Below are 12,049 nucleotides of genomic sequence, written 5' to 3' on the forward strand. Positions count from 1 at the left end.
TTCGGAGTTCCAGGAACTCCTTGCCATCGGATGCTTGGTAGCGGTACGATTTAGGAATTAAAGAAATTATTCCTCTGCCCGGCATGGTGAGGTTGAGATTTCTGGAATTCCGAAATGACGCGCATCGCCCCTTCCAACGACCTCCTACGCATCGGCTCACCCGCGGACCTCGGTCCCGCCATCCGCGCTCGACGTCGCGAGCAATCACTCAGGATCGACGACGCTGCTTCGCTGAGCGGCGTCTCCGTTGACTTGCTGTCCCGTCTGGAGAATGGCAAGGGCTCCGTGCGCGTGGACAAGCTGCTGACCGTGTTGGATAGCCTGGGCCTCGCGCTTGTGCTCGGGCCCAAGAGCCACCCCGTGATGCAGGCCGCGCTGCAGGCTGGCGTTGAGTTGCCGGAGCAGTCATGAGTGGTTTCGGCGCCCCAACCCCTACCGCCCACCCTCCCATACACGCATTGGCCCTTTGGGCCGACGGCCAGAAGGTGGCCACACTGGCGCACGAGCCGTTGAACGACCGGTGGTCGCTGGACTATGAAGCGGCGTGGGTGGCCAGGCCGGGGGCGTTTGCGCTGTCGCCTGCGCTTCCCTTCCAGCCTCCTGCCGCCGGCTACGCGGTCGGCGCCGTGAAGCGCTTCGTGGAGAACCTGCTGCCCGAGGGACGCGCGCTCGACATCACCGCCTCGACCATCCATGTGTCGAAGTCGAACATCTACGCGCTCATCAGCGCCCTCGGCGCCGAGACCACGGGGGCATTCCGTTTCTGGCGCGTGGACCAAACTCCTCCGGCCGTCGTGTCGACACCACCGCGGGAGGTGACGCGCGGGGAACTCGACAAACGGCTGGCTGAGCGCGACCAGATGCCCTTGGCCGTTTGGGATGGCAAGGTCCGCATGTCCATCGCGGGCGTCCAAGACAAGTTGATGGTCTACCTCGACCGTCCGCTGGACGAGGGCGGTCGCTTGTTCCTCGTCGAGCCGCCGCTGGCCTCGACACACATCCTCAAGCCCGAGCCCGGGCGCGAGCTAACGCCGCATCTCGTCGTCAACGAGCACTACTGCATGACGCTGGCACGGCACATGAAGTTGCCGGTGGCGGACGTCGCCATCTACAGGACGCCGCGGCCCGTACTGCTCGTCCGGCGCTTCGACCGCATCGCATCGCAAGGGGACGCCGGCCCTGTCGTCCAGCGCCTGCACGTCATCGACGCCTGCCAGGCATCGGACCTGCCAGTGACCTACAAGTATGAACGCAACCTCGGCAACGGCGAGCACGTGCGCCACGTCCGCGACGGCGTGAGCTTCGAGGTCTTGTTCGACCGCGTCGAGCAGACCGTGAACAAGGCCGCCGCGCGCATGACCTTGCTCAGGTGGGCGTTGTTCCAGTTCCTGATCGGCAACAGCGATGCCCACGGCAAGAACTTCTCGTTTTTCGTCCATCGCGAGGGTCTGGAGCCGGCGCCTTGGTACGACCTGGTCAGCGTTGTTCAGTACCCCAGCATCGACCACGAGCTGGCGATGGCCTGGGGCGACGCGTTCACGCTGGAAGAGGTGACGGCGTTTGCGTTGGCGGACTTTGCGCAGCGATGCGGGGTCGACCGGCAACTGCTCAAGCGCGAGGCCAGGCGGATGGCCAAACTCGCCGGCGAACACGCGCCGCAGCTGGCGCAGGCCGCCGACTACATCGACGAGGCCGAGCGGGCCTTCACAAGGCAACTGCGGGATTTCATTGTGGGCCAGGCAGCACGGCTGACTCAGCTGGCCGACGCCGCCGCCAAGATAAAGGGGGAATACCTGTGATGGGCTTCAGAGAGCCTGCCTTGCCAAACCCCTGAATAGGTGTCACCGGCCGGCTAAACCGGCCACCGCTGGGAGCGGCATATGCCGGCCAACTGAGCCAGTTCGGCGCCAGTGCGTGAGTCGGTGGGGGCCGGCAATTCGCCGGTAGGCCTGCGTTATTCACGAGTTAACATGGATCAATGGCGAACCACTCTTCAATTCTCCGCGTCCCTTCAACACTTGATCTATCCGGGGCACTGCGTTTCGCTAAAGACATTGCCTCAGTACCGCAGGCCGATGAATATATAATCGACTTTTCGAGGATGGGTCATGTGGAGCCGTTCCCGATGTTGCTGATTTCAAGTGAAATTCGCAAATTGGCTCGCCGTGAACATCGGCCTCGGGTAGGTTGCTCCAATTTCAAGCAATGCACCTACGCGGCTCACATGGGGTTCTTTCGCTCTTTTAATCTAGAGCACGGAAATGCGCCTGGACAAGCTCGGGGAAATGAAAATTACTTACCGATTACTGTATTCGAAACGCGCGATTTAGAGCGAGAGGCCCTGGAGCAAGGGATTGAAGTAGGCAGCCAAGTCGAGTCGATTAGCAAGAGAATGTCTGCGGTCTTGTGCGGCGCAGACACAGGTGACATGTTCGACACTCTGGTCTATTCCATTCGCGAGATAATTCGGAATGTGGTGGAGCACAGTGGTGCCGAGCGTTTCGGCATATGCGCACAGCATTGGCCGAAAAACCGCCGAGTGGAAGTTGCCATTTTGGATCGTGGAATTGGGCTTAGGTCAAGCCTATTCAGAAACCCACACATTGATGTCTCCGATGACAAAAAAGCGCTCAATTACGCATTAATGCCCGCCGTCTCAGGTCGAGCATTTAAAGGCTCGCGAATTAATGCAAAGGGGAATTGGGCAAATTCCGGATTTGGGCTGTATATGACTAATAGAATCTGCCGGAATGGTGGAAACTTTTTCATCGCTAGCGGCGATACCGGAATGCTGCTAACCAAGACTGCCGGGAAAAGATACTTCAACTGTGGTCTCGACGGCACAGCCGTGCGGATGGTCATGGACACCTCAGCACTGGTCGGTCTGCGTGACGCTCTGGGGCGGTACAGAGAGGAAGGCTATGAGATACAGAGAAAATACAGGGAGATTGTCAACATAGACCCGTCTTCCGCATCTCTCATGCTGTCAGAGGATTTCGACAAATCCGCTGTCGATAGCATTCTTCTCAAATTAAGGCGAGCGCTAGGTTAGTGGCCACGGTTTGGCAGGCTAAGCTGACAGCAAGTGGTGAAGAAAGTAAGCGTTCGGCGCCCCAACCTTGATGATGAGGTTGCTTACGCGGATTGGTCGTGGAACTCGCGACGGACGGACGACTGTCATGCCGAGGTCAAGGCAGGCTCATCGCCTGCGATGTCGTCGCTGACGAGCTTGCCAGCTAGGTGGCCGGCATGTCTATCCAGTGAATATCCGGAGCGTCGTTGTCCTCAATAGCCTTGCCGCTTCGACTGCCTTTCATCTCCTCAATGACCATCAAGCTGGCAGCCGCGAGGTTCCCTCGAACCACAAGCTCGCTGACAACCACGATTGAGTCCAATTGCCCATCCTCCAGTTCGTCCAAGGTGTCTGCAACGATTTCCTCCTCGTCGACGAGAGGTGCTGAAATCAGCACGCCGACACGCTTTCCTGACTCACTTTGCGCAAATATGTGTATCGCGAAGGGCTCGCCATTCTTCCGCGTTAGTTGAGTATTGACAGCAAACGTCTCAGTACCGTCCGTCTGACGAGCTAGGTCACAGCTAAGCAGATGTATTGCCTTCTGAAGCCGCAGCGGAGAGAACTCTGGAATAGTCCCATTGAGGAGATGCTCAAGCAACTCGATGCCGACGTGGCGATCCAGCATTGCATGTTCGATCTTGTTCTTGAAAGAGCGTAGGCACCTGTAGCAGGACGCCTCGCAGCCTTCCGCGCAGGACTTCAGGACATCGAGTGCGATCTCAAAAAGGCGGTGTGTGTCTTGAGCCACTAGCGTTGAGAATCCGGCACCGCCAGGCAACGTGTCATAGAGAAAAATCTCCGCTTCGAGGCCGTCTCGTCCAGTCGAGTCCTTTGTCACCGCAGGGCGGAATTCTGCTAATACCTCGCCAGGCTCAATGTTGAGCATGATGCCTGCCGCCTTCGCCAATGCCTCGCTCACAGTCCGTAGCGCTACTTGCGTCGGATAGGTCCCTGGCCTGAGCCGCAGCGGCTCGGAAAGCCTAAGCGACACCAGGGCCACGTCGGTTATGAAATCGGTGCCCAAAACAAAGTGCCGAAAGGCGAAAGTTCCGTCGCACGTCGAGTCAGCGCCGGCAGGGAACGGCTTTGCATGAGGGCTAAAGAGGGTCGGCGTGGGGCTACTGCTTGCCTCAATACGGCCGCATTTGACGCAATACGTATAGCCGTCTCTGTCAGGTCCCGTATTGGAGACGAGCAAATGCTGCCGAGTGGGCAGCACCCGCAGGCGGTCGTTGACATGAAACCAGTTTCCGCTGTCCGGCGGCGTCTCTATGGTCAGCTTCGCCCTAGTGGCGTAACTGGTCTCAGGCATGTCATCAGGCGATGTTACTTCTGGAACATCAATGGGATGCGCGAATCCCGGAGGACGCAACCAGAACCGGGCCGGGCCGAATGTCCCCTCGCTTCCGCAAGCGGAGCAGTCAGCGACAGACCGCACTTCGACACCTTGCGCAAGATCGAGAGTGTGTGCGAAGCCGCAAACAGAGCACTCCCGGTAGAGGCGTCTGTGTTTGAACGCTTCGTACCGCTCGTTTCTCATAGGCGAGTAGATCGCGCCTGATATGTAGCATTTGCCAGATATCCAGACCTCCTTGCCGGGAGCGTACTGAGAAAGCGCAATGGGCAAGCTCTGAGAAGGCGCAAACCGCATGACATGACGAAATTCGCTCGACCGAGCGATGTCAAAGACGGCGAACGTGGCAACGTCGGTCGGAAATGCGTAACGCGGAAGGATGCCGCAATACAGCAATCGGTCGAGAAGCGTATCTACACGGCCGAGCTGAGCTGGCTTTTCGTCTTCAACCTCAGTGGGCGTCTCGGCGTTGTCAGCCTCGTCGTCCTCATCATCGTCGTCAGCAGGTTCTGGTGCGCGCTCATCTGCGCTGGGCTCTATGGCGAGTTGGACTTCCTTAAGGCAGTCGGCCGCCATGGTGTGAACCAACTCTCCGATGGCTTCACTGCCGAGTTCCGTCGGTAGCCATGAACGGACGCGCGCCTCAAGGACTTCATGATTTTCAGCAAGCCAAATCTCGAAGTCGTGAATGTTCAGGCGGGACTCCGGAAGCCTGAACGCCGCAACTGTTCCGAGCACTGAGAACAGACTGTGATGAGCAGCGCCGACTGAAGTCGGGACACGCGCCTGATGGTAGGTTTGTAGCAAGAATGCGCGGATGTGCCTGCGAGCAACCTCAACGTTGTTTAAGGTGAGCCTCGGGTCCACCACCGCACCGCGAATCATCGAGTCGGGCTTAGAGAAGTAGTGCTCATCGTGGCTGTCGGCGCTGCCGAAGGCAACGACGGTGGCCACGGCGTTCCCTCGACGGCCGGCCCGACCTGCACGCTGCTGATAGTTCGCCCGACCCGGAGGCATGTTCCGCAGCGCCACTCCAGAAAGTGCGCCAATGTCGATGCCGACCTCCATCGTGGTGGTACTCGACAGTACATCGATAGCTGTGCTCTTCGTTCCTTCGGACTTCCACGATAGGTCGACGTCCTGAAACAGAAGCTCGTTCTCCTCAGCCTTAGAGAAAACGTCTTCACTTTGGGGAGCGTTCAATTGTGCGGTGTGCTCGGCTGCAATCAAGGCAAGCGGTGCAATTGGGGGGGCGCAGAGAGCTTCGAGGACCGGCCTGCGGTAGTAACCTTTTCGGGCAACGAAGATTGCATCGGCGTCCGGCTCTAGCGCCTGCACGTCTGTCGATCCGCAGTCCAAGCAGTGATGGATTGTAGAAATCGGCCTGTGCACAGACTTGCAGGTCCGGCAAGTTACCCAACTCCCTTCGAGTAGCAGCCGAAGGTTCCGTCCTTCTAGCCTGTAAGTACCGTCCTGAGCGGACGTGAACTCCTTCATCAAGACAGGAAGCCACTTCGTATCAAACTTCTTTCTCGCCGCGCGATCAGGAATGACTCGCTCCATGGCCGAGAACTTTCCCTTCTGCCCGCGAATGCTCGTGCCAGTTGAAGTTGGGCGCATCCACCAACTGGTCGGCATTGCGTTCAACCAGAAGCCTAGACGACGCCGGCTCCAACATCGCAGCCATGCACGCGCAAGCGCAAGCTTGTGTTCATCCGTCTCGGCGATCCCGTCAATGTTCTCTAGCGCTTTTGCAAGTGCAGATGACTTGTCGGCCCGTTCGGCCAGAGAGGCGAGAGCAAGTGCCTCCAATCCTAGGTGTAGGTCTTGAACGGTTTTGTAAATGTCGTCGAGCAGGGCGACTGGCGGGCGCTCAGAGCGCAGCTCAGTGCATAGCCCAACAAGCGCAGTCGAATCGTTTAGCGCGTCCTCTTCATGGACAGCTCTTTCGACAATACGCATAGCGTCAAACGACTCGCCAGCCATGGTTTCCGGGCGAAGGCGAACCGGCAAGGCGCAAGACGCAAGTAGCACGGCGAGGTATACGTCGTCTAGGCTCAGTTTCCGCGCTATAGCGGGCACCGACTGCAGCTTCTGCAAGCCCCAAATCAGCATCGGCCGGAGGGAGTCACGCGTTGAGTACATTTGCAGGTTTGGCGCGAGCCTCGCAGCGACTTGGCGCGAGTCGGAGAAGACCAATACCTTGCGACCTCGTAGTGGGGCAAAGGCCCAATTGCCAGCTTGATTTGGCGGCTGAACCTGAAGCTGCCGAGCCACCAGCGTCTGAAAGGGCTGGTCACCCTTCGTTTGGTGGTCCTGAACGGGGCTTCTTGACGACGCCGCGTAGGTCTTGCAAGCACCGCAGGGGGCAAACTGCCCTCGCGCTTCGCGCCGTGTGTCTTGCTCACCATCATCACCTACGGCAGCCGAGAACCGATTCTTTCGGAGAAAGACGGAGCGCATGCGGGGGCCCTGAGTGGGCGAATTGAGGCGGCCCGTCTCAAGGTCGTAGTAGGCCTCTTCGACTTCGTCGACTTCCCTTGGCTGCTCAAGGAGCAAATCGATGGGAAGAAGAGGCTCAACTTCGCCGCTAGCGAATCGAAGCTGCCTACCCGGCTCGCTCCAAAGAGAGTTTGGGTTCTCTATGTCATCCGAGTAGGCTCTGCCATACGCGGTGCCGCAGTTCCTGCACGTGAAGAGCTGCAGCACCTGCGCCTCGCATTCGCACCTCTCCCTTGGCTGTGCATACAGACGTCCGCATGCTGAGCTCCGATGGCTCGGCTCCGAAATCGCTGTACAGGACGGGTCCATGCACGCCCACAGTCCGGGCAGGCCACGGAAGAAGTTGTGAATTCGGCACGGCAGCAGTCCTGGAGCCTCAGGCGAGGGGCGAGCAACGCTGCCAAGTGCAAGCAGGCTAGTGACGGCACGGTCGCCGACGTCCTGAGAAACGCTGGGGAAAAGCAGTCCCCCTAGTTGGCTGAGAGGTGTTGCCTCTCTCATAGTCGTATTGGTAAGCATGCCCATAACGCCGAAAGAGCGGAGAGCCTCGTAGAGATCGGCTTCGGCGTTTGTGGTGGTCGATACGCCTCTATGCTTTAGAAATGACTCAACCGCTGCAGCGCGCTGAGTCGGCGCCTGTGCATAGAACCCATCTAGGTCAACGGCAGCGAGAGCAGCGGCGTCGGAGGAGGAGCCGGTTGATGCGACCGGTGCGAGCTTGAGAAGCCCCGTAATCGGTACAAAGCTCTCCGCGCTCGCGCCAGACAGCTGTGCGCCGAACTCAGGCGCGTAGTCTCGGTCTGAGAAGCTCGCCGTGGCGCAAATAAACTTTAGTCGGTCAACTCCGACGCCCAGGCGGTCACGAAACCGCCTCAATAGCAGCCCAACTTCTGCGCCAGGTGCACCTCGGTAGAGATGCGCCTCGTCTAGAACGACAAGAAACTTCTCGTTCGGGTTGTCTCTGAGCCATCTCGACGTAGCGTCGAAGATGTCTCGCTCGATCGGCCGCATCAGCATGTACTCCAGCATGGAGTAGTTCGTCACTAAGAGGTCTGGCGGGTTCTCTTGAACTTCATGCCTGGTTAGGAGTTCCGCGTCGCCGGGTAGCGTTACGGCGCGGGTAAATTCTTGATTCTTGTCTTGCCAGCGCGCTCCCTTCCTTCCGTACCAATCGGTGAGGCTCGGCTTGGCCGGCCATTTCCCACGCTTCTTGAGTTCCGAAAGGAGCTGTGCGGCTTCTACCTGATGCTCCGAATCTGCGTCGTGCGCAGTCCTCTCGGTGTCTACATAGAAGTCCTCAAAAGACTTCAGCTTGCGCGGGTCCTTCTTGGCGGTGCGGACGCCTGCGTATGGCGTTCGGCTTGTGTATCGTGCAAAGCGCGCCGGTCGACCACTCCATGCTGTGAATTGGCCTACAAGGCGAGGGTCTCCGAATATTGCTCTTAGGCGGCCAAGCTGGTCGTTCACGAGCGCATTCATCGGGTAAAGAATCAGTGCGCGCATTGCCGGTACGGCAAAGGATTCCGGCGAGGTGCTCGCTTCGCGGGCGAGCTGCCCGAGGATAGGGAGTAGGAATGACTCTGTCTTGCCAGAGCCTGTGCCCGTCATGATGACGAGGTTTCGTTCCTCCACCAATGACAGGCGAATCGCATCTACCTGGTGTGAATATGCGGGGTCATGCAATACCTGAGGGCACCCATCGCTGGCGACGGAGAGCGTTTGATATGCGGCAAGGGCGCCCGCAGGGAGCTCTTCAATCTCTGAGAAGGTGCACCCAGACTGGTATCGCGGCGTTGATTCAAGAAACGGGATCTGCCGGGTTACGCCAATCTGCTGAAGGAGCTTCTTCCGCTGTTCGATAAGCGCCGGGTCCCCGATGTGATACGTGGCTTCAATGTAGTCACAAAGCGCGCGGTGAAGGGACTCGATAGTCTCGTGGATGGTCTTCGCCATTCAGCTCTCCCAAGAAGACGCTATGAGGTCCGGCGACGGAGCCAGAGGTTGTCCTGCAAGAAATCGACTATTCCGCTGCTCGATGCGTTAGCAAATCTGAACGCCAATAGGCAGCTACTGTCATCAATGCGAATTCCTGACAGTTCCAGGCGCCGTTCAGCCCACATTGGAATTGGGCAGTACAGCTTGATCGTGCTGCTGGCACCAGATGTGACCAGGTCGAAGTGTGACGGGTGTCCGTTCTCTGCTTCGAGTGCGTGCAGGAGACGCCATGCCGCGTCACAGCCTCGGAAAGCCTCGCCAGCAAGCGGGAGGTCAACGAGATGACTCACGTCACCATCTTGGACCTCAACAAAGCACCAACGCTTCGAACCATATGCCTGTGATCGTCTGGCAACGAAACTGCCACTATTGCCCTTCGGCTCGCACCAGCGCTTTGAGTAGCCCATAGATGCATCGCCGCCGAAGAGCGCTAGACCTTCCACTTGACCGGCACTTGGGTTCTTAGCAAGGATGCGACGAGTTCGGCTTAGCAGTTCTGAGGCGGCGACTTTCGCTGGCATACGTAGCCATCCATCAAGTGATTGCTCTCGGTATCCATACGCCAGCAACTGTTGAGCAATATCGTCCGCCCCAAGCGAAAGAAGTATTCGTCGCACACCGCGATGAACAACGCGACGGCGCAGATCGTCAGGAAGGGGCATTGCATCTTCTTCGCTCATCCCGAACAGTAGTGCGTCACCGCCTTCAAGACGCACAAAGCTGGGTGGCGCCACGAACAGGGATGTCTGCGGCAGTGATTCGTCAAGGCTAGACACTGACGACAGCTCCAGTAGATCGCCATTCGTCAGGAGGCGATCAACGACATGCTCAATGAGTTCCGAGAGACCGTCTTCTGCGAGAACACCTGCCAGGCATGCCTTTGTAGCGAATACCAGCGTTCGAGCTGAGCAGGGTGCCCGAACGCCAGCAATTCGCCGGACTGCGCCTGCGAGCAGTGCTTCCGTCGCAGCCTCTTCATGCGCGGTGGCGACGTTCAAGCCCAAGCCGGTCGCCGCCGCCTGCACCACGTGGTCAGCCGACACAATGGAAATCATCTGGTCCACCCAACTGAGGAGTGCTCGATGCTCTCCCGACCAAGAATGGCGGCTAAGCGAGCCGCTCGAACTAGGACCGGGTGCTGACTCAGTCCATCCAGAATCGCGAGGGCAGCGGGTCCTGCCCACGTCAAAAAGCTGGTGGGGGACGCTACAAGGCGAATTGCCGCCTCGCACAGCCGCTCGTCTCCACATACGTGATGTCGGATAGAAACAGCCAGGAGCGACTGGCGACCGTCCTCTATTGACGGTGCGATGATTTCGGCGTGTGCCCCAGAAACCGCGATTGCATAACTGAGATGAGGCCGAGTGAATTCGTTCTCAAGGGCGGTTCGCTGATCCTCTAAGTCACGGCCACGCTGAATCAGTTCTGCGGCGAGCCACTGCGGCCAGCACATGGTTGCCACCAGTTGATCCTCCATGCCTCGGAGGGCAATGGCGCGTCGCTGGCGTGCGAGAGGGCCGACAAGTTTTGCGCTCGCCCAAGCGGCCATTGCGCTAAGTAGCGAAATGACCGCAGGGCCGTTCTGAAGCGGTTCATGAAGCTCGGGCCAAGCCGCAAGCTGCTCAAGCGATGCGATCCTCGTGGGGGGGCTAACAACTATGGCTGCACATTCGTCACCGCATCGTGCAAGGTAAAGCCCTCCGTCGGAAATCTGCCTATAGGTGCCCCGCTCTAGCTCTACGAGGTGTGGCTGCGTAGGGTGGCGGAAGGACGAATACGCAACCTGCAGATTCCCCTCACCATCACTGTCGTCGAGGAGTTGAACCTCAATTCCCTTGGTGCTCCTAGAAAGCCAACGAATTGGAGCCACCCTATGCAACAGTGGGTACCGAATCGTCCCCAACTCGTCCCCATCTACGACCAGCACCGCACTGCCAGCTCTGAGAAGTACGTCGGAGCTATCAGCCACGAGGTCGGCCGACTCCAACGCCAACCGCAACCAGTCCTGACTTGCTGGAATTTGCACCTCGCCGAGGGGAATTCGACCTACGCCGCCACCACTTGCATCTCGCAGGTCGACAAAGCAGCGAACGGTGCGGTTCTCTGGGCCTGCAATGTGAACGACGACCTTGCCGTCGAGAAGCGCGCCTAAGCTTGGCTGCGCGGGGAGCGTACTGACTATAAGCCCATCGTGTGCTGACACCCCGGGTACCCAAGTGCGTCGAGGCCGGACGACGACATCCAGCGCCGTTCGGGCGCCCGCGCGGCGGAGATGGTTCCCCCCTGCGCAGTTTTGATATGTCGCGGAGACGGATACGGCATGAACGCCATCTGAGAGCTTGCCGAGGGAGATTAGAGTCGGAGAGGTTTCCGATTGGCTCAACTTGAGTTGTTGACTACCGACTTGTACGACTAGTTCCTCGCAGGCCTCGCTATGAGATACGGCGATGCATATCTCGTCGCCTGACAACCACTCCGCGTGCCCTTCGCCATCCCAGTGAACCGGCGGGAGGCCGACCGGCCAAACCCGAAGCGCGCGCTCAACTGACAGGCCAAGGGCACCAAGGCACTGTATCGCCTCTTCCGATGGACGCTCGTCGACGGAGAACTCGATGGCAGTGACGTCTTTGCAGTCGAGCTTCGCCTCGCGAAAAGGAAGATCGCTACCAGGGTGGACCTGGGCTGTAGCAACCAGCAAGTATCTATGTCCTGGGCGTACCTTAGGAATTAGCACCTGCGCCGCAGTTCCATCACCACCAATTCGAAACAGCCAACTTGGGCCTTCAGAGATTCGACACTCAGATTGCAGGATGTGATGGATAGCTCCATCCCAAGCTTCAAATCGCAGGACGGGCTTGGACGGGTCCGGCCATTCGATAACCTTTCGCCGTTGCCCACCGTTGAGTAGCCAGCCTCGGGGATACCAAGTAGTCCCTGCGGATGGCACTGTGCAGCGGTTCTCACGAAGGAACGAGGCGAACTTAGGGTCTAAGGTCGCGATGCCTGAAAACGACGGCAATTCCAAGGTGCACTGCCAAGACGCGGCGTCATTTCTCGTCACCCTGAGACTGGGCCTGATGGATCGCATCTGCGCTTCGCGCAGTGCCGTAGAGGCAGAGTCC

The 12,049-nt window shown here is 58.7% G+C and carries 5 protein-coding genes; 3 read left to right on the forward strand and 2 right to left on the reverse strand.

Annotated features, from left to right (window positions below):
• Positions 1 to 114: 114 nt before the first annotated feature.
• The 3 genes from LXT12_RS14785 to LXT12_RS14795 all read left to right on the forward strand — a co-directional run bounded on the left by LXT12_RS14785 (position 115) and on the right by LXT12_RS14795 (position 3,052).
• Positions 115 to 411, forward strand: coding sequence for a helix-turn-helix domain-containing protein (locus tag LXT12_RS14785; protein WP_233392947.1), 297 nt, complete (start codon positions 115 to 117; stop codon positions 409 to 411).
• A complete protein-coding gene (locus LXT12_RS14790) occupies positions 408 to 1,799 on the forward strand; it encodes a HipA domain-containing protein (protein ID WP_233392948.1) in 1,392 nt (463 codons plus the stop codon). The genes LXT12_RS14785 and LXT12_RS14790 overlap by 4 nt, the downstream gene beginning before the upstream one ends.
• Positions 1,800 to 1,978: 179 nt before the next feature.
• On the forward strand, positions 1,979 to 3,052 hold the full coding sequence (locus LXT12_RS14795) for an ATP-binding protein (RefSeq protein ID WP_233392949.1): 1,074 nt from the start codon (positions 1,979 to 1,981) through the stop codon (positions 3,050 to 3,052).
• A 184-nt stretch (positions 3,053 to 3,236) separates the two neighbouring features.
• Here LXT12_RS14795 and LXT12_RS14800 read toward each other — a convergent pair whose 3' ends face one another.
• Together LXT12_RS14800 and LXT12_RS14805 are read right to left on the reverse strand one after the other, a co-directional pair.
• Complete coding sequence (locus tag LXT12_RS14800; protein WP_233392950.1) at positions 3,237 to 8,885, reverse strand: DEAD/DEAH box helicase; 5,649 nt, start codon at positions 8,883 to 8,885, stop codon at positions 3,237 to 3,239.
• 20 nt (positions 8,886 to 8,905) lie between these two features.
• Complete coding sequence (locus tag LXT12_RS14805; RefSeq protein WP_233392951.1) at positions 8,906 to 9,991, reverse strand: hypothetical protein; 1,086 nt, start codon at positions 9,989 to 9,991, stop codon at positions 8,906 to 8,908.
• Positions 9,992 to 12,049: the final 2,058 nt, after the last annotated feature.

The organism is Pelomonas caseinilytica (assembly GCF_021353235.1).
Lineage (GTDB): Bacteria > Pseudomonadota > Gammaproteobacteria > Burkholderiales > Burkholderiaceae_C > Pelomonas > Pelomonas caseinilytica.

Coding starts and splice junctions, on each gene's coding strand:
- LXT12_RS14785 (WP_233392947.1), top strand. CDS start 115: ATGACGCGCATCGCCCCTTCCAACGACCTCCTACGCATCGGCTCACCC.
- LXT12_RS14790 (WP_233392948.1), top strand. CDS start 408: ATGAGTGGTTTCGGCGCCCCAACCCCTACCGCCCACCCTCCCATACAC.
- LXT12_RS14795 (WP_233392949.1), top strand. CDS start 1,979: ATGGCGAACCACTCTTCAATTCTCCGCGTCCCTTCAACACTTGATCTA.
- LXT12_RS14800 (WP_233392950.1), bottom strand. CDS start 8,885: ATGGCGAAGACCATCCACGAGACTATCGAGTCCCTTCACCGCGCGCTT.